Origin of the sequence: Gordonia sp. VNK1, assembly GCF_040049135.1 — a bacterium.
In the GTDB taxonomy this organism is placed as follows: domain Bacteria; phylum Actinomycetota; class Actinomycetes; order Mycobacteriales; family Mycobacteriaceae; genus Gordonia; species Gordonia oleivorans.
In genome coordinates, this window is sequence record NZ_JBDZDJ010000016.1 from 102,148 (window position 1) to 119,194 (window position 17,047).

At 66.3% G+C, this 17,047-nt stretch carries 18 protein-coding genes and 1 tRNA gene; 10 read left to right on the forward strand and 9 right to left on the reverse strand.

Translation table 11 applies throughout. The features are described 5' to 3' along the window. Positions 1-2 precede the first annotated feature (2 nt). On the reverse strand, positions 3-2,231 hold the full coding sequence (gene katG / locus ABLE94_RS18585; protein WP_348809480.1) for a catalase/peroxidase HPI: 2,229 nt from the start codon (positions 2,229-2,231) through the stop codon (positions 3-5). A 36-nt stretch (positions 2,232-2,267) separates the two neighbouring features. Then, positions 2,268-2,684 (reverse strand): Fur family transcriptional regulator, encoded by a 417-nt coding sequence (locus ABLE94_RS18590; protein ID WP_425476241.1) that lies wholly within the window; start codon positions 2,682-2,684, stop codon positions 2,268-2,270. Positions 2,685-2,816: 132 nt separating this feature from the next. Between ABLE94_RS18590 and ABLE94_RS18595 the strand changes: the two genes are divergently transcribed. After that, positions 2,817-3,578 carry a GNAT family N-acetyltransferase gene (locus ABLE94_RS18595; RefSeq protein WP_348809481.1) on the forward strand — a complete coding sequence of 254 codons (762 nt, stop codon included), beginning with the start codon at positions 2,817-2,819 and terminating at the stop codon, positions 3,576-3,578. A gap of 14 nt (positions 3,579-3,592) precedes the next feature. Here the strand turns inward: ABLE94_RS18595 and ABLE94_RS18600 are convergent, their stop codons facing one another. Next, positions 3,593-4,213: a LysE family transporter gene (locus tag ABLE94_RS18600; protein WP_348809482.1), complete on the reverse strand. Its 621-nt coding sequence runs from the start codon at positions 4,211-4,213 to the stop codon at positions 3,593-3,595. Positions 4,214-4,275: 62 nt separating this feature from the next. Between ABLE94_RS18600 and ABLE94_RS18605 the strand changes: the two genes are divergently transcribed. Further along, the gene (locus ABLE94_RS18605; protein ID WP_348805848.1) at positions 4,276-5,160 is read left to right on the forward strand and encodes a hypothetical protein; all 885 of its coding nucleotides are present in this window, start codon (positions 4,276-4,278) and stop codon (positions 5,158-5,160) included. Positions 5,161-5,618: 458 nt separating this feature from the next. After that, a tRNA-Cys gene (locus ABLE94_RS18610) sits at positions 5,619-5,689 on the forward strand. 335 nt (positions 5,690-6,024) lie between these two features. Here ABLE94_RS18610 and ABLE94_RS18615 read toward each other — a convergent pair. Together ABLE94_RS18615 and ABLE94_RS18620 are read right to left on the reverse strand one after the other, a co-directional pair. Next, on the reverse strand, positions 6,025-6,957 hold the full coding sequence (locus tag ABLE94_RS18615; protein ID WP_348805847.1) for an alpha/beta hydrolase: 933 nt from the start codon (positions 6,955-6,957) through the stop codon (positions 6,025-6,027). A gap of 3 nt (positions 6,958-6,960) precedes the next feature. Further along, entirely contained in the window at positions 6,961-8,265 is a 1,305-nt protein-coding gene (locus tag ABLE94_RS18620; protein ID WP_348805846.1) for a VWA domain-containing protein, read from the reverse strand. Between the two features lie 121 nt (positions 8,266-8,386). Here ABLE94_RS18620 and ABLE94_RS18625 point away from each other — a divergent pair, with 121 nt between their 5' ends. Beyond that, the gene (locus tag ABLE94_RS18625; RefSeq protein ID WP_348805845.1) at positions 8,387-8,818 is read left to right on the forward strand and encodes a PPOX class F420-dependent oxidoreductase; all 432 of its coding nucleotides are present in this window, start codon (positions 8,387-8,389) and stop codon (positions 8,816-8,818) included. Between the two features lie 61 nt (positions 8,819-8,879). Beyond that, on the forward strand, positions 8,880-9,833 hold the full coding sequence (locus ABLE94_RS18630; RefSeq protein ID WP_348805950.1) for an arsenic resistance protein: 954 nt from the start codon (positions 8,880-8,882) through the stop codon (positions 9,831-9,833). Between the two features lie 24 nt (positions 9,834-9,857). Here the strand turns inward: ABLE94_RS18630 and ABLE94_RS18635 are convergent, their stop codons facing one another. Both ABLE94_RS18635 and ABLE94_RS18640 read right to left on the reverse strand, forming a co-directional pair. After that, positions 9,858-10,307: a DUF8820 family protein gene (locus ABLE94_RS18635; RefSeq protein WP_348805844.1), complete on the reverse strand. Its 450-nt coding sequence runs from the start codon at positions 10,305-10,307 to the stop codon at positions 9,858-9,860. A 55-nt stretch (positions 10,308-10,362) separates the two neighbouring features. Continuing rightward, positions 10,363-11,436 carry a DUF6745 domain-containing protein gene (locus ABLE94_RS18640; RefSeq protein ID WP_348805843.1) on the reverse strand — a complete coding sequence of 358 codons (1,074 nt, stop codon included), beginning with the start codon at positions 11,434-11,436 and terminating at the stop codon, positions 10,363-10,365. 241 nt (positions 11,437-11,677) lie between these two features. On the opposite strand from ABLE94_RS18640, the gene ABLE94_RS18645 reads away from it, so the two are divergent. Then, on the forward strand, positions 11,678-12,229 hold the full coding sequence (locus ABLE94_RS18645; RefSeq protein ID WP_348805842.1) for a YceI family protein: 552 nt from the start codon (positions 11,678-11,680) through the stop codon (positions 12,227-12,229). Between the two features lie 154 nt (positions 12,230-12,383). Here the strand turns inward: ABLE94_RS18645 and ABLE94_RS18650 are convergent, their stop codons facing one another. Next, entirely contained in the window at positions 12,384-12,827 is a 444-nt protein-coding gene (locus ABLE94_RS18650; protein ID WP_348809483.1) for a GNAT family N-acetyltransferase, read from the reverse strand. A 65-nt stretch (positions 12,828-12,892) separates the two neighbouring features. Between ABLE94_RS18650 and ABLE94_RS18655 the strand changes: the two genes are divergently transcribed. From ABLE94_RS18655 to ABLE94_RS18665, 3 genes are all read left to right on the forward strand, one after another. Further along, a complete protein-coding gene (locus ABLE94_RS18655) occupies positions 12,893-13,387 on the forward strand; it encodes a (4Fe-4S)-binding protein (RefSeq protein ID WP_348809484.1) in 495 nt (164 codons plus the stop codon). Positions 13,388-13,415: 28 nt separating this feature from the next. Further along, positions 13,416-13,961, forward strand: a complete 546-nt coding sequence (locus ABLE94_RS18660; protein WP_348809485.1) for a dihydrofolate reductase family protein — start codon at positions 13,416-13,418, stop codon at positions 13,959-13,961. A 112-nt stretch (positions 13,962-14,073) separates the two neighbouring features. Continuing rightward, complete coding sequence (locus tag ABLE94_RS18665; RefSeq protein WP_348809486.1) at positions 14,074-14,619, forward strand: class I SAM-dependent methyltransferase; 546 nt, start codon at positions 14,074-14,076, stop codon at positions 14,617-14,619. 13 nt (positions 14,620-14,632) lie between these two features. Here the strand turns inward: ABLE94_RS18665 and ABLE94_RS18670 are convergent, their stop codons facing one another. Continuing rightward, positions 14,633-15,121: a MarR family winged helix-turn-helix transcriptional regulator gene (locus tag ABLE94_RS18670; RefSeq protein ID WP_348809487.1), complete on the reverse strand. Its 489-nt coding sequence runs from the start codon at positions 15,119-15,121 to the stop codon at positions 14,633-14,635. Positions 15,122-15,216: 95 nt separating this feature from the next. Between ABLE94_RS18670 and ABLE94_RS18675 the strand changes: the two genes are divergently transcribed. Next, complete coding sequence (locus tag ABLE94_RS18675; RefSeq protein WP_348805831.1) at positions 15,217-17,019, forward strand: ABC transporter ATP-binding protein; 1,803 nt, start codon at positions 15,217-15,219, stop codon at positions 17,017-17,019. Positions 17,020-17,047: the final 28 nt, after the last annotated feature.

Here is a 17,047-nt window from a genome sequence, read left to right on the forward strand (position 1 = left end):
GATCAGTCCAGGTCGTACCGATCGAGTTCCATCACCTTGGTCCACGCCTTGATGAAGTCGACGACGAACTTCTCCTTCGAGTCGTCCTCGGCGTACACCTCGGCGAGGGCACGGAGATCGGAGTTGGCACCGAACGCCAGATCGACGCGGGTCCCGGTCCACTTCTGTGCACCCGTCTCCCGGTCGGTGGCGACGTAGGTGCCGTCATCGGCCGGCGCCTTGCTCCACTCGACATCCATGTCACAGATGTTGACGAAGAAGTCATTCGTCAAGGTGCCGGGCGTCTCGGTGAGCACACCATGGGCAGAACCCTGGTAGTTCGCACCCAGCACCCGCAGACCACCGACGAGGACCGTCATCTCCGGCGGCGACAGGGTCAGCAGATTCGCCTTGTCGACCAGATTGAACTCGGCAGGCAACTCGTTGCCCTTGCCCTCGTAATTGCGGAAACCGTCGTACTTCGGCTCCAGGTAGGCGAACGACTCGGTGTCGGTCTGATCCTGGGTGGCGTCGGTCCGGCCGGGCGTGAACGGCACCGACACGTCGAATCCGGCGTCCTTGGCCGCCTTCTCGATGGCGGCGACGCCACCGAGGACAACGAGATCGGCGAACGACACCTTCGGTCCGCTCTCGACGTTGAAGGCCTGCTGCACACTCTCGAGCTTGGCGATCACCTGTGCCAGCTCGTCGGGTTCGGCCGATTCCCAACCGAGTTGCGGCTGCAGGCGGATGCGGCCACCGTTGGCGCCGCCGCGGTAGTCGCTGCCACGGAAGGTCGCGGCCGACTTCCACGCCGTCGATACCAGTTGCGCGACACTCAATCCCGACTCGAGGATCGATGCCTTGAGGCTGTCGGCGTCGGAATCGGAGATCGTCGGGCCCTGCTGGGCGGGGACGTTGTCCTGCCACAGGTAGGTCTCCGACGGCGCGAGCGGACCGCGGTACCGGATGGCCGGTCCCATGTCGCGGTGCAGGAGCTTGAACCACGCCTTGGCGAACTCCTCGGCCAGCTCCTCCGGATGATCGAGCCAGCGCCGGGTGATCTCACCGTAGGCCGGGTCGAAGCGCATCGTCAGGTCGGTGGTCAGCATCGCCGGGTGGGTCTTGCCCTCGCCCTGGGCCATCGGGACGGAGTTGGCCCACCCGTTGTCCTTGGGCTTCCACTGGTTGGCGCCGGCCGGGCTCTGAGTGAGTTCCCATTCGTTGCCGTAGAGGATCTCCAGGAAGCTGTTGTCCCACTTGGTCGGGGTGTGGGTCCAGGTGACCTCGATACCACTGGTGATGGTGTCGTTGCCCACTCCGGTGCCCTGCGGATTCTTCCACCCCAGACCCATCTGCTCGAGCGGTGAGGCCTCGGGCTCGGGGCCCAGCAGGTCGGCGTCACCGTTGCCGTGGGTCTTGCCGAAGGTGTGCCCACCGACGATCAGGGCGGCGGTCTCCACGTCGTTCATCGCCATCCGGCCGAACGTCTCCCGGATGTCGGCCGCGGCCGCGAGATAATCCGGGTTTCCTTCGGGGCCTTCGGGATTGACGTAGATCAGACCCATGGTGGTGGCGCCCAACGGGTTCTCGAGATCCCGCTTGCCGTCCTGATAGCGCAGGTTGGTGCCCAGCCACACCGACTCGGCGCCCCAGTACACCTCCTCGGCCTCCCACTCGTCGGGCCGCCCGAAGGCGAAGCCCTTGGTGTGAAAGCCCATGTCCTCCAACGCGACATTGCCGGCGAGGACGAGCAGATCCGACCACGACAGGGCCTTGCCGTACTTCTTCTTGACCGGCCACAACAGGCGTCGGGCCTTGTCCAGGCTGACATTGTCCGGCCAACTGTTCAGCGGAGCGAAACGCTGCATGCCGGTGCCGGCACCACCGCGGCCGTCCTCGACGCGGTAGGTGCCCGCGGCATGCCACGACATGCGGACGAAGAACGGTCCGTAGTGCCCGAAGTCGGCGGGCCACCACGACTTCGAGTCAGTCATCACGGCCTTGACATCGGCGACGAGGCCGTCGACATCGAGGCCGGCGAGCGCCGCGTCGTAGTCGAAATCGGGTTCGCGCGGCCGGATGACATCCGGATTATGGGCCAGGACACGGAGATTCAGTTTCTCCGGCCACCACTGGTCGTTGCCACCGCCCTCCACGGGCGGCCGGATGTGCATCGGACAGCCTGCAGGCTCTCCGGCATCGGTGTTCGCCTCTCCGATCGGGGGGGAGGCGATGTTCTCGTCAGACACGACATTCCTTTCGGTGTGGGGTGATCCGGGCTGTGATCACGGTCGTGACCCGGGGCTGGAAGAGGCTGCGCATTCGGGGCACAACCCCCAGTAGATGACCTCGGCCTCGTCGAGAACGAAACCATTGTCGTCGGACGGCGTCAGACATGGACGTTCGCCGACCGCGCAATCCACATCGCCGATGGTGCCGCAGGAACGGCACACCGTGTGATGGTGATTGTCACCGACGCGCGCCTCGTATCGAGCCACATGACCTGATGGCTGGATACGGCGGACGAGCCCGACGTCGGTGAGTGCGGCGAGGATGTCGTACACAGCCTGCCGTGAGACGTCCGGCAGGTCCGCGCGTGCGGCCTGGAAGATCGACTCGGTGTCGGCATGCGGTCGTGCATGGACAGCCTCGAGTACCGCCACCCGGGGGCGGGTGACGCGGAGTTCGGCGGAACGCAACATGCCCGCGAAGTCCGACGGTGAGGTCACGGCGATCAGTATGCGCGCCTTTCTGGAATGATTCAGGACTTTCGCAAACTGAGACGACGTCCTGCCCGCGCAGATGTCCGACGCGCCGCATGCCAAGCTGGAACGATGCGCGCGACGTCGGACGAGGTGATCTCGGAGTCGCTGGCGTGGCGATCGTCGTGGCATCCGCAGGGGTCGCAGCACCATCGCGACGGCCCCTTCGAGTTCTACGTCCTCGAAGGTGAGGCGACGCTGCTGCACTATCACGGCGGCGACACCGATCCCGTGCGCGTCCTCGACTCCGCGGCAGCGGTGATGGCGCGGCGCGGCGCCTCGTCGGCACGCATCACGGTGGGCGTGGGAACCTTCGCCGGCCTCGACGAGGACACTCTGCGGCGCCGCGGCGCACGCACCGTGGCCGTCGTCGACATCGTCGCGCTTACGCTCGGCGACGGTGCCGATGCCGCGATCGTGGTGCCGGAGCGCATCACCGTGCGCCGCGTGATGACGCCGGACGATGTCACCGAGTTCGCCGACGTGTCCGAGCGCGCCTGGGGCTTCCCACCACACATTCTCGCCGAGCCGGATTTCCGCATCGACGACCCGCACATCCGGCTCTTCACCGCCTCGGAGCGCGGGACTGCCGTCGGGATCGGCGGCTACCAGTTGTGCGGCGACGTCGCCCGGTTCTGGGGTGCGGCGATCCTGCCCGAGCATCGAGGCCGCGGCGCATACCGGGCGCTGATCGCCGCGCGCCTCCGCGATGCCCACGATGTGGGCGCCCGACTCGCGCTGGTCCACGCGGAGCAGACGTCCTCGCCGATTCTGCAGCGGCTGGGATTCGTCAAATACGGCGAACGGCGGCTGACGTGGCTTCCGCTCCCGTGACCCACACGGAACACTCAGGCCACCGCAAGCAAGATGCCCACCCCGATGAACAGGGTGCCGAAGAAGATGTTGAGGCGGCGCTGACCACGTTCGCTGCGCGTGGCCCGGGCGAAACCACGGCCGACGAGGGCGAAGAACAACCACATCACGACGATGTCCACGACGACGATCGTGATGCCGATGATCAGGTACTGCAGCAGAAATCCGGTCTCCGGTCGGACGAATCCGGGGATGAACGCCAGGAAGAACACGATGGCCTTCGGATTGAGCAGATTGACCCACAACCCCTGAACGAACATCGCCCACGCCGTCTGGGTGCGGGTGCTGGCGGTGGGATCGGCGGTGGCCACCGGTCGCTGAAGAATCTGTCGTACACCGAGATACACCAGATAGGCGGCGCCGGTGTAGCGGATCACCTCGAACGCGGTCGGGGAGCGGGCGATGATCACACCGAGGCCGGCGGCCACGATCGCGAGTTGGATGATCAGGGCCGCCTGCTGACCGAGGACTCCCCAGATCGCACGCCGATGGCCGACCGCGATGGCGTTCGACATCGTGTTCACCGCGCCCGCTCCCGGCGTGAAACTGATGAGAAGGCAGGCGAGCAGCAACGTCACCCAGGTGGACCACGACACGTCGCGTCAGAGTAGCCGCCCGATCCGGGCACGGTGTGCGCCGGGCATGGTGTGATCGAGTCATGACCGACGCCCCCGCCGATCTCGATGAGATCGCCGACGAACTGTACGGGCTCACACCGGCGGACTTCACCGCGCGGCGTAACGTGTATGCGAAAGGGGCACGGCAGCGCGGCGATCGGGACCTCGCGGCCACCATCACCGCGCTGCGGCGCCCCACACAGTCCGCCTGGATCCTCAACCAGTGGATTCGACGCCACCCGGACGGCATCGACGCGATCGTCGAACTCGGCACCGCACTGCGTGAGGCGCAACGACGCGGTGCCCTCGGGCGGCTGCGCGACCTCGCCGACCGACGGCGGCACGTCATCGTCGATGCGGCCGCCGGCATCGGCGAGGTGGCCGCCGACCTCGGTGCCCGGATGTCGCCGGCGACCGAACGGGAGATCACCCAGACCCTGCGGGCGGCGATCGCCGACGAGGCCACCGCGCGCCTACTCGGCCGCGGCCGGCTGGTGGTCGCCGCCGAATACAGCGGATTCGGTCCGGCCGGCATCGTCGCCGTGCCCGATGCGCCCACCGAGGACCCGGCGGACCAGGCGAATGCCGGCGCGGACGATGCCACCGAAGCGGCCGAAATCGAGACGCGACGTCGCCACGCCGAAGCCGAACTGCGACGTGCCGAATCCCGCCGCGACGACGCGCAGCAGGCGGTGAGCGATGCGGCGGAATCGGTTTCGGCCGCCGCCGCCGAGGTGGGCACGCTGACCGACGAAACCGACCGGCTCCGAGCCGAACTCGCACGCGCCGAGCAGGAGTTGGGCTTCGCCAGGCGACGGCACTCCACCGCCGACGACGCGGCCACGGCCGCGGCCGGCGAACTCCGTTCTGCCGAGCGGGCCGTCGCCGCCGCACGCGAGGTGCTCGACCGCCTGCCCGAAGCCTGACAAGCCCGGGCGTTAATTCCGTTGCGCCACCACGTTGTGGCCTTCTACAGTCTGTATTTCGTGGCATGGCACATAAGCCGGGGCAACCCGGTGAAAGGCGGGTGACATCCGTCGCCGGGGAGAGATTTCCGGTACCCCATGCACTCCGAGTCGGAACCTTCACCTCCGGGTGGAGGCACACCCGAAGCGAATCCGACGGCCGCAGGGTCGGGAGAGCCAATCGGTGACCCATCGTCACGCCAGGACGATGTCGGTGGCAACGGTGTGTGCGACAGAGGAAGGGACATCGGTCCGAGATCGTCAGTCGAGGGCGTGTCCCATGACCGTGAACACGGGGCGTGGCGGCTTCGTTGCAGCGGAAGAGATCTGATAGGCCCGACAGCCGAAGGATCGAGGGTGTGCGGTATTCCGTCCTCCAAAGGGACGGAGCCGCAGGGAAAGCGCATCCTCCGTCGAGAAATGCAGTAGCTCAATTGGACAGAGCAGTTGGTTGCAGACCGACAGGTTATCGGTTCGAATCCGATATGCGATACCCAGCGAAAGCCTTTCCCCGGCGACATGTGACAGTGTCCTAATCCCTGACCCGGCAACGGGAATCGGGGCATCGCACGGCCCGCAAGGCCGGACGGTGTTCATGCGTGAGTAGTGGTAGCGAGGGACCGGCCAGTCCCGTCGTGACACCAAAGCGGTGGAGAAGCGGTCGCCGATACGCGTGGTGCCACGAACGGCACTGGACACGGTGGGTACCGTCGAGAGGCGGTGGACACGCGAAAAACCCCTCCCACAGGGGGAATACAACTCGCCAGAGCCCACCGAGAGCCGGGAGCACGTCTCACTCCCGGCACTCACACTCTCCCCGGCGCGTCACCAGGTGCCGATGACCCCGGCCAGGATCTCGCACTGCCGACCGAGGAATTCGCGGGACACCCGGAGTTTCGGTGCGACGATGTCGAATCCGTGGAAGGCGCCGGGCACGGTGTCGAACGTGACGGGAACACCGGCGTCGGACAGGCGGCGCGCGTAGGCGAGATCCTCGTCGTGGAACAGGTCGCGGGTGCCGACGCCGATCCACGTCGGTGGTAGACCGTGCAGGTCGTCGCGACGGGCCGGGGCGACGAGAACCGGGTCGGCGCCGCCGAGGTAGGCCGCCCACGCCACGCGATTGGAGCGCGGACTCCACACACGCAGCCGGGCGGGATCGCCGGCCGGGTCCTCGGTGGTGCGGTCGTCGATCATCGGGTAGACCAACAGCTGAAAGCGTGGTGCGAAGTCGCCGACGTCGCGGCACCGCAGGGCCAGTGCCGCGGCCAGTCCGCCGCCCGCGCTCGCACCGCCCAGGATGATGCGGTCGGCGTCGACGTCGGATTGTCGCGCAAGCCATTCCAGTGCGAGGTGGCAATCCTGCAGCGGTACCGGATACGGATGTCCGGGCGCCAAACGGTACTCGACCGCGGCCACGACGATGCCGAGGCGCCGAGCGAACTCACTGCACCGCTGGTCGTCCCCGGCCGCCGAACCGATCACATACCCACCACCGTGCATCCACAGCATCGCGCCACCGGACGACGCCGTGGTGACATCGTCGTCGGCGGGACGATGAACACGGACGGCGACGCCGTCGCCGAGATCGTGAACGTCCACACCCGCGGGCCGGCGGCCGGCGAGTCGGCGACTCAACGCCTTCAAGGGGCGGATCGTGGCGCCCGTGACGATCGTTCGAGGAAGCAGTCGGGCGGCGAGTCTCAGGTCGGGATGGACGGGATCGTCGGTGGGTGATCCCGGAGCGTCGTCGTACATCGGCTACCGCGCACCGTATCGCGCGTCGACGATGCCGAGCCGGACGACCTCACGCAACCAGTCCGGGAATTCGGAGAGCAGTTGCTCGTACAGTTCGGCGTCACTCATCCTGTCGACATCGTCGATGGCGAAGAATCCGGCGTTGTCCACGACCCGGCCGGTGAGAGTGTCGAGTTCGGTCAGGATTCCGAAACGGTTGCGGCCCAGACCGATGAACTGCCAGAACACCGGCAGGCGGGCGGCGTCGTGAATGAGCGACCGGATCTTGGGAACCTTCGAATGGAATCCGCCGTCGGTGAAGAACAGCACCAACACGGGCTGACGATCGGTGACGTCACCGAGGAGTGCGTTCATGATCGGCAGCTCTTCGTTGACGCCACCGATCTGGCGGTCGTAGTCGATCTCCGGACCCAGCGGGGGTCCGTGCCGGCCGGTCAGGTGTACGTAGGTGTCCATCCAGCGGTCGGCGTCGGCGACGGTGACGTCGGGGAGTTGCGCGTACCCGCTGCCGTAGAGGTAGGCCTCCAAGTTGCCGTCGCTGTCGAGTTGGGTGGCCACCGGGATCATGCGCTCCACCACCCGGTGGACGGTGCGCTGCTTGTAGAGTTTGCGCATCGACATCGTCTTGTCGATCACCAGGATCACCCGCGCGGTGGCGCCGGCGGCACCCTTGGTGAGAAGGACCTTGTGCACCTGCTCTTTTCGCAGGTTCAGTGTCTGACGTTTCTCCAGGGACAGCTTCTCTTCGCCCTTGACCATGCGAATGGCCGGTGCGGCCGGAACGCCCGGGTTTGCGGGCGCCGCAGGTGGTGTCGCAGTCGGTTCGTCATCGACGTCGACGCCGTGCTCGCGGACGAGCGCGGCGAATCCGCCCTCCCAGCCGGCCGATTCGCTGCGGACCTTCCAGCCGGCGCCACGTCGGTACACCTCGACGAGGACGGCGGCCCGCTCGACGGTCAGTCCCTGCGCCGGGGCGCTGATGGTGTCGGCGCCGTCGGTGATCGTGGTGGTGATCGACGAGGCACCCAGCGTCGCCGGAGCGTCGATCGACAGACCGATGGCGATGCGATCCACCTCGGGAGGCAACGCCGCCAGGTCGATAGCGAGGGTCGACGGTCCGGTGAGAATCACCCCGCCCTCCGGACTCCGCGGATTGTTGAAGAACACGAAATCGGCGTCGGTGCGCACGCGTCGGTCGGTTGCGAGCAGAAACGCGACGATGTCGACCGGCGCTCCGCTGACCGCGATGGTCAGCGATGGCGATGACACAGTGGTGTTCTCTCCGCGCCCGAGTGAGCGAGCAGCCATGGTGCGGCATCCTCCGAATTGTCCGTTTTCGATGTCCCTCGAGAACCCTACGTGGTGCCGCCGACAGTATCGGGCGCAGCGTCTCGAAATGCACGAACGGACGACAGAGTTGGCCATGGACATGGCTGACTCCGAATTCGACCCCCGAACGCTTATCGCCGAAACCCGGCTGGCGATTCTCGCCACCATCAAATCCAACGGAATGCCGCAATTGTCGCCGGTGACGGCCGTCTTCGACGCCGACGCCGACATCATCCAGGTGTCGATGACCGAGGGACGCGCCAAGACCGCGAATCTGCGTCGCGATCCCCGGGCGGCGATCGAATTCACTGGCCCCGACGGGTACACCTGGGCGACCGCCGAGGGAACGGTCACCTTGACCGGACCGGGCACCGACCCCGACGGACCGGAGGTCGACGCACTCGTCGACTACTATCGGCTCGGCGCGGGCGAGCATCCCGACTGGGCGGAGTACCGCAGCGTGATGGTGTCGGACCGCCGGGTGCTGATGACCTTGCACATCACTCGCGTCTACGGCGCCAAACTGCGCTGATCCGGCGTCGGAGGCGCGCGCCGGCACGCGAGGGGAGTGGTGAGTCGGCGTGGTCGACCGGATGGAACGCCATCAGGTGCCGCTGTATCTGGTGGCGATCGCGGTGGGGATGATCGTCGGACTCGGAGTTCCCGACGCCGGGCCCACTCTCGAACTTTTGATCAGCCCCGCACTCGCCGCGCTGCTCTACGTCACCTTTCTCCAGGTGCCGGCGCGGGCACTGCTCACCGCGCTGCGCGACGGCCGATTTCTGCTCGCCGTGGTGGTGATCAACTTCGTGGTGGTCCCGGTGGTGGTCGCGGCGATGTACCACTTCCTGCCGGTCGATCAGGCCATCCGGGTCGGTGTGCTGCTGGTCCTGCTGTGTCCGTGTGTCGACTACGTCATCGTGTTCAGCGGACTGGCCGGCGGTGACGGTCGCCGGTTGCTGTCGGCCACGCCGCTGCTGCTCCTGCTGCAGATGGTGATGCTGCCGGTGTTCCTGTGGGCGTTCATGGGCGCCGACCTTGCCGATGTGGTTGACGCGCAACCGTTTCTGATGGCCTTTCTCACCCTCATCGTGATCCCGCTCGCCGCGGCGTGGCTCACTCAGTGGTGGGCGTCGGCGCATCGGTCCGGTCGGCGATTCTCCTCGGGGGCATCGGCATTGATGGTGCCGCTGATGATGGTGGTCCTCGCGGTCGTGGTCGCCTGCCAGATTCCGGCGGTGCGCGACGGTCTCGGTGCGGTGGCCGAAGTGATCCCGTTCTACGTCGCCTTCATCGTCGTGATGACACTCGTCGGTGTGGGTGTCGGCAAGTGGTTCGGGTTCGGCGTGCCGGCTCGGCGCGCCGTGGTGTTCACCGGCGTGACCCGCAATTCGCTTGTGGTGCTTCCGTTGGCGCTCGCGCTGCCGGCCGGGCTGGAGTCCGCGGCGGTCGTGGTGGTCGCCCAGACGCTGGTCGAGGTGATCGGGATGGTGGTGCTGGTACGCGTGGTTCCCCGACTGGTGCCGGCGCCGCAGCCTTCCGCCTGACCGCGGAACCGTTCGCCGCGGGGCTCAGTCGACGACGAATCGTCCGCCGGGGCGAGTGCCGACGCCCCCTTCGCGTTGCCGCCGGATGACATATCGGCCCGGTGCGATACCGCTCGCCCCGTGTTCGGGGTGGATCAGATAGGCCGTTGTGCGAGTGTCGAGGACGCCGAGCGTGAGGAATTCGGAATCGTGGTGACCGGTGGTCCATTCGCATCGGTCGTCGTCGGCGATCAGGGTGTGCGGATTCCCGCCGGAACCGCTGCGCAGCACTTCGATCCCGGCCTGCGGAACCGTCGTCCACCGTGCCCTGAGGTGGACGATGACGACGTCGGCGACGACGTCGAATGGGATGACGATCAGGTCGCCCTGGGCCTGCATCCCGGCGGTCACCGGGATGGCGATGTAGCGGTCGAGATGATCGAGGACGTCAAGTCCGGATCGCGCGGTGAGTTGGGTCAGCGTGGGTGTGGTCATGAGGTCACCTGTGTGTGGTCGGGAGTGGTTGGGGGAGTGACGGATCAGGGGTCGGTCAGGTGCGCCGGGTGAGCTGTGAATAGGTCTCGGCGCTGAGGCCGTAGGTCCATCCGGCGGCGGCGAGGCCTGTCGGCAACCATTGCGGCACGGTGAGTCCGTAGCAGCGACGAGTGCCATCGCGTTCCACAGAACCGTTGGTCGCCAGCAATATTCGATCACGACGTCTCCATTCCGGCGGTGGTGCGTACAGGCGGAGGGGATGGCCCGCGTTGCCCGGGTCATCGGTCTCGTCGACCAGTGACAGTCGGGCCGACGCCACGTAGGTGTCCCAGCCGATGCGTTCGATGGCGCACCGTCGGATCTCGATGTTGCGTTCGGCCGCGATGCGTTCGGGCGACGGATCGTCGAGAACCCAGTGCGGCACGGTCGTCCCGTGGATCGCGAAAACACTTTGCCCGTCGGCGAATTCGACAGCCTGTGAAGAATTGGCATGGAGACGGCGTTCGTCGTGAACGGCGCCCGGGGTCGGTTCGGTACGCAGCCCGGTCGGCCGCTCGGACATCACGCACACGCCGTCGAGCGGCCACCACCAGCCTGTGGACTCGGCGATCCGAATCTGCAGGTCCAGCACGTGAAGTTCACGGCGGGTGAATCCGATCAGTCCGAGCGCACGATAGACGTCATGACACGCCAGACGATGCGCCTCGTGCTGTCCGTACCACGTGACGACGTTGGGTTGTGCGGGCACGAGGGTGCGGATCGCCGGTGCGATCGAATCGAAGATCGTCGTGCGCAGTGCGTCGTGCAGGGCGGCGCGGATCACGTCGTCGACACCGATACCTTCCCGGATGGCCATATCGATCGACAGGAACCTGGCCTGTGGCGCCCGGCGATAGGGGTACGGTTCGGTATTCATCCGCAGGCGGATGCGCTGGTCGATCCGTGATCGCGTCCCGGTGATCAGCGAGGCGATGTCCCGCGATGCGTGATCTGTTGCACCACTGACGATCCCGGCCCCAGATTCCGGGGAGTCGGTCCAGGTGAAGTGCGGTCGGGGGCGGTTGCAGAGGTGATACAGCTCGGCGACTGTGTCTTCGGCGGCCGACCGATCCGAGGGCTCGGTGGACATCCCGATACGGAGCCACCGGTTGCGGGCGCACACGACCGCGTGTGATTGATCGGTCAGAAGGGAATCGGCGAGCGAACCTCGGGAAATCGTGGTTCCCCGAGTGGTACCGCGCCTCATGCGATGGAGGCGGAGTACGCCTTTCCGTGAGTCATGGTGACCAAGGATGGCAGGAATCCTTCACGGCCGCAAGGGGCATTCGGCACCAGTGACATTGCCGACCGCGCGATCTAGAGTCGCAGGCATGAGCGAGCGCACCTGGGATTTCACCGCCGACGATGGTTCGGTGACCGCGCACACCGGCGTCACCGGTCCCGCGGCGCGGACCGGACATCGCCTGACGATCGAGTGGGAGAAGTGGTCGGCGACGGCGATCCTGGACGACGACGAACCGGTGAGTCTGGCGGCACATATCGAGGTGGACTCACTTCAGGTGCGTTCGGGTGAAGGCGGCGTGACCCCGCTGAGCGGTCCGGAGAAGCTGGTTGCCCGCGCCAATGCACTGAAGTCGTTGAAGGCCAACAAGAATCCGGCGATCTCCTATCGATCCGCCTCGATTGCGAAGACCGACAACGGGTATCGCATCGACGGAGCACTCACCATCCTCGGCCGGGACAGGTCACATCCACTGGAGGTGACGGTGACCGAGTCCGCCGAGGGCTGGGAGTTCGGTATCGACACGACGATCACTCAAACCGACTTCGGAGTGAAGCCGTACGCACTGATGATGGGTGCGCTCAAGGTCGCCGACGACGTCCGGGTGGTCGTCGTCGCTCGGCACGCGACCGGGCTTTGAGCGTGGGCCGCAGGTCGGTGGCCTGCAGTCTCCAGCGTTCCGCGGAACGCCTGCCCCGGTGGTCAGGCGGCGTGGGCGAGTTCGGTGGTGCGTTGTTCTCCGACAGAATCGGCCTCCGAGCGTTCCGCGGAACGCTCGGGACGCCCGACGACCCTCAGTCGACCTCGACCTCGTAGACCACGAACTCGCTGGTGGCGAGCCGGTCGTAGAGTCGACGCGCGGTCGAGTTGTCCTGCGCGGTCTGCCAGTACACCTTGGGAAGGTCATGCGCGGCGGCCCACGCCGTCACATGCTCGATCAGTGCGGCCCCCACACCAGAGGATCGTGCATCGACCGCGACGTAGAGATCTTCCAAGTAGCAGTACGGCTTCTCGCTCCACGTCGATGCGTGGGTAAGCCAATGGACGATGCCGACGACGACGCCGTCGGCGACGGCCACCGCACCCCACATGTCGACCGCGTCGTCGAGCAGTCGTCGGAAGGTGAGCTCGGTCTGCGCGTCGCTGAGATGATGACGATAGAACTCGAGGTAGCCGCACCACAGTGGCAGCCAGGAATCGTGGTCGTCTGCGGCCAGCGGCCTCACGTGCGCCTTCATCGGTTCAGTATTTCTCATCGGGCCCCGCTGAGTGTGTGGCCGGGTAGGCCACCCTTGGTGGCGGCGTGGAGACCGGACGCGAATACTGGGCCGGGCAAGGCAAATCCTCCACCAGCCCAGGAGACGTGATGGCCGACGATATCGACCCCTTCGATGAAGGCAAGCATTACGCGGCACCGGATATCACCGTCAGCTTCGATGCCGCACGATGCCGGCACTTTGCCGAATGCGTTCGCGGACTTCCCGCGGTGTTCGACACCGGACGCCGGCCGTGGATCGATCCCGCGCAGGCCGACGCGGATGTCGTGGCCGAGGTCGTGCGTCGCTGTCCCAGTGGCGCATTGCAGTACCGGCTGGACTCCGGCATACGCGAATCGCCCGACTCATCCACGACGGCAACGCCTCTGGACGGCGGACCCCTGTTGTTGCGCGGCAACCTCACCATCGTGGAGGTCCGTGACGGTGTGGAGGTCGACAGACACGAAACGCGGATGGCGGCCTGTCGCTGCGGCAAGACCGCCAATGACGTGTTCTGCGACGGAAGCTGCACGGCCGCCTGACCAGGTGGCTGGCATTAGCATCGGTCGCATGCAACCGCTCCGATACTCGATCAACGTCTCGCTGGACGGATGCTGCGACCATCGCGAGGGGATTCCCGACGAGGAACTGCATCGCCGCGCGGCCGCGACGCTGGCGCGTGCCGACGCTCTCATCTTCGGCCGCATCACCTACGAGATGATGGAATCGGCGTGGCGACTTCCGATTCCGCGGGGGACGATGCCCGAGTGGACCGCACCGTTTGCCGAGACGATCGACGCCGCAAAGAAATACGTTGTGTCGACTACCCTGACCACGCTCGACTGGAACTCGGAGTTGCTACGTGGCGATCTCGCCGACGCCGTCACCCGACTCAAACAGCAGCCGGGTAGGGGACTGTACGTCGGCGGGGTCACGCTGCCCCTGGCATTGGCCGAGTTGGGGTTGATCGACGAGTATGAGTTCGTGGTGTATCCACGTGTGATCGGTCATGGGCCGACGCTCTTCTCCGGGCTGTCCCGGCCGCTCGACCTCGAGTTGACCGGACGCGAGGAACTCGGTTCCGGAGCCGTGGCGTTGACCTATCGACCCCGGTGACGTTCCGATGAAGTGGTCGAAAGATGTGGGAGTAGAAGGCTGGTCGGCTCGTCGCGTGGGTGCTGGGGCAGGCGCGCGATGGAATCACAACATTCACTACCATCGGCTGATCATGGCTGCGCTGCCCCCACATGCGCGCACCGCGCTCGACGTCGGGACCGGCGACGGACTGCTCGCGGTCGAACTGCGCGAACGGATTCCCGAGGTGGTCGCTATCGACATCGACGAATCTGTGTTGGACCGCGCGCGGAGCGAGGCGAAGGGCATCGAATGGATTCGGGGCGACGTGATGGACCATCGGTTCGGCCGGACCTTTGACGTCGTCGCCTCGGTGGCAACCCTGCATCACCTCCCCGACCTGTCCGCGGCGTTTCGGCGGTTGTCCGACCTGACATCGCCGGGGGGAACGCTGGTCACGGTGGGCCTTGCGCGGCCGACTCGAATATCGGAACATGGTCTCGGTCTGCTCGGTGTTGCGCAGCATCGGTGGCTGTCACTGCGGCGTGGCCACTGGGAGCATTCGGCGCCGACGGTGTGGCCGCCGCCGCACTCGTATACCGAGGTACGTCAGTGTGCGATGCGGGAATTACCTGGTGCGCAATGGAAGTTGCTGCCGCTGTTCCGGTATGCCGTGACGTGGCACAAGCCGATGTCATGAGACCTCGAAGTGACTAGGACGATGTCGGTGCGGAGCGCGACCGGCACCGATCGTCGTCGGCGTGTGCCGTGGTGAGCCGGCGCAGCAGTGTGCCGAGTTGCGTGCGCTGATCCTCGGTGAGGAGCGCGAAGAAGTCCTCGGCGTCGGTGGCCTGCGCTTGCTGAAGTTCGGCGAGCACGCGTCGGCCTTCGGGTGTGGTGCGCACACAGCGTGCGCGACGATCACGTTCGTCGGGCACCCGTTCGGTCAGTCCCCGGTCCTCGAGCCGGTCGATCACCTCCGTCGCCGATCGGGGGGCGATCCGAAGGCGCTGTGCGATCTCGCCCAGGCGTGGATTCTCGCTGTGGGCGACGACCCGCAGGGCCCGTGCCTCGTGCGGGGAGAGGTGCCAGGGATCGAGCGTGCCGACCCATCGGCGACGCAGGGCGCGGGAGGTGGTCATCACCAAGTCCCGGAGTGATTCGCGGTCGGCGTCGTCGGCGTGGTCGGGTGCCTCGGGCATAAAAGGGATGCTACCTCAGTTGGTACTGGCGATACCATGAGGGAACCTCAGCATGATCAAAGGAGGTGGGTGCCCTGACAGCCCCTCAATCTGTGATGCCTCAACGTGGTGGACCGGCGCGCGTGAATCCGGCCGACCGCATTCAACTGGACAACAGTCCCGTCAGTCTGCGCCGCGTCGCGGCGCTGTTCACGCACTACCGACTGCGTATCGCCGTCGTGATGGTTCTCATCGTCGTATCGTCGGTGATCACGCTCGCCAATCCGTTCCTCGTCCGCGCCGTGATCGATCACGCGATCCCGAAACAGGACGTGACCCTGCTGGTGTGGGCGGTGGTGGCCATGATCGGCATCACCGTCGTCAGCTCCGTCCTCGGTGTGCTGCAGACCTGGATCTCCACCACAGTCGGGCAGCGCGTGATGCACGACCTGCGAACCCGGGTGTTCGCGCACCTGCAGCGGCAGTCTCTGGGCTTTTTCACGCGCACTCGCGGGGGAGAGGTGCAATCCCGGCTAACCAACGACATCGGCGGCATGCAGACCGTCGTCACCACGACCGCCACGTCGGTGGCCGCCAATCTCACCACGGTCGTCGGTACCGTCGTCGCGATGGTGGTGCTCAGTTGGCAGCTGTCGTTGCTGTCGCTGGTGGTGGTGCCGCCGGCGATCTGGCTGACCCGCACCGTCGCCCGGATGCGGCGCGAGGTCACCGCCGCACGGCAGCGCACCCTCGCCGACATGCAGACCCAGATCGAGGAATCGTTGTCGATCGGCGGCATCCAACTGTCCAAGACCCTGGGTGCGGGACCCGTGCTCGCCGAACGATTCTCCGACACCTCGCACCGCCTCGTCGATCTCGAGGTGCGTTCACAGCTGTCGGGGCGGTGGCGGATGGCGACGATGAACATCATCTTCGCGACGATCCCGGCACTGCTCTATCTGGTGGCCGGACTGCCGGCGACCTCCGGTGGCATGACGATCGGCACCCTGGTCGCCTTCACCGGACTACAGGCGGCACTGTTCCGTCCGCTGATGGGTCTGCTCGATGTGGGTGTCAGCATCACCAGCTCGCTGGCCCTGTTCAGCCGGATCTTCGAGTATCTCGACCTTCCCGTCACCATTGCCGATCCGGAACATCCGGTGCCACTGCAGGATCCACGTGGTGCTGTCCGGTTTGACGATGTTGTGTTCCGCTACGAGGGTGCAGCCACCAACGCACTGGACGGAATCGACATCGACCTGCCCGCAGGCGGATCACTGGCGCTGGTCGGCGAAACCGGTTCGGGCAAGACCACTCTCGCCTCCCTGGTGTCGCGACTGCACGACGTGGACCACGGATCGGTGAGCATCGACGGAGTCGACGTCCGCGACATCTCCCTCGCCGACCTCGCGAAGCTGGTCGGTGTGGTGTCGCAGGAGACGTACCTACTGCATGCCAGCATCCGTGACAACCTGCGCCATGCCCGGCCCGACGCGAGCGATGCCGAGATCGAGGCGGCGGCACGCGCCGCACAGGTGCACGATCTCGTTGCCGCGCTGCCCGACGGCTACGACACCCTCGTCGGTGCCCGCGGGCATCGGTTCTCCGGCGGTGAGAAGCAGCGAATCGCGCTGGCGCGCACACTGTTGCGCAACCCGAAGATCCTCGTGCTCGACGAGGCCACCAGTGCGTTGGACAACGAGACCGAACGTGCGGTGCAGGCCGCCGTCGACGCCGCCAGTCGGGGACGTACCACCATCACGGTGGCGCACCGACTGTCCACGATTCGTGACGCCGACCAGATCCTGGTGCTCGATCACGGACGTGTCGTCGAACGGGGAACCCACGACGAACTGCTGGCACAGGGTGGTCGCTATGCACGGCTGCTCGCGCGAGGCGACGTGCCCGTGGCCGCATGATGGAGGTCGTTGCGCTCGAGGCTCGTCG

Coding starts and splice junctions, on each gene's coding strand:
- ABLE94_RS18590 (WP_425476241.1), bottom strand. CDS start 2,684: ATGTTGCGTTCCGCCGAACTCCGCGTCACCCGCCCCCGGGTGGCGGTA.
- ABLE94_RS18595 (WP_348809481.1), top strand. CDS start 2,817: ATGCGCGCGACGTCGGACGAGGTGATCTCGGAGTCGCTGGCGTGGCGA.
- ABLE94_RS18605 (WP_348805848.1), top strand. CDS start 4,276: ATGACCGACGCCCCCGCCGATCTCGATGAGATCGCCGACGAACTGTAC.
- ABLE94_RS18615 (WP_348805847.1), bottom strand. CDS start 6,957: ATGTACGACGACGCTCCGGGATCACCCACCGACGATCCCGTCCATCCC.
- ABLE94_RS18620 (WP_348805846.1), bottom strand. CDS start 8,265: ATGGCTGCTCGCTCACTCGGGCGCGGAGAGAACACCACTGTGTCATCG.
- ABLE94_RS18625 (WP_348805845.1), top strand. CDS start 8,387: ATGGCTGACTCCGAATTCGACCCCCGAACGCTTATCGCCGAAACCCGG.
- ABLE94_RS18630 (WP_348805950.1), top strand. CDS start 8,880: ATGGAACGCCATCAGGTGCCGCTGTATCTGGTGGCGATCGCGGTGGGG.
- ABLE94_RS18635 (WP_348805844.1), bottom strand. CDS start 10,307: ATGACCACACCCACGCTGACCCAACTCACCGCGCGATCCGGACTTGAC.
- ABLE94_RS18640 (WP_348805843.1), bottom strand. CDS start 11,436: ATGTCCACCGAGCCCTCGGATCGGTCGGCCGCCGAAGACACAGTCGCC.
- ABLE94_RS18645 (WP_348805842.1), top strand. CDS start 11,678: ATGAGCGAGCGCACCTGGGATTTCACCGCCGACGATGGTTCGGTGACC.
- ABLE94_RS18650 (WP_348809483.1), bottom strand. CDS start 12,827: ATGAAGGCGCACGTGAGGCCGCTGGCCGCAGACGACCACGATTCCTGG.
- ABLE94_RS18660 (WP_348809485.1), top strand. CDS start 13,416: ATGCAACCGCTCCGATACTCGATCAACGTCTCGCTGGACGGATGCTGC.
- ABLE94_RS18665 (WP_348809486.1), top strand. CDS start 14,074: ATGGCTGCGCTGCCCCCACATGCGCGCACCGCGCTCGACGTCGGGACC.
- ABLE94_RS18670 (WP_348809487.1), bottom strand. CDS start 15,121: ATGCCCGAGGCACCCGACCACGCCGACGACGCCGACCGCGAATCACTC.
- ABLE94_RS18675 (WP_348805831.1), top strand. CDS start 15,217: ATGCCTCAACGTGGTGGACCGGCGCGCGTGAATCCGGCCGACCGCATT.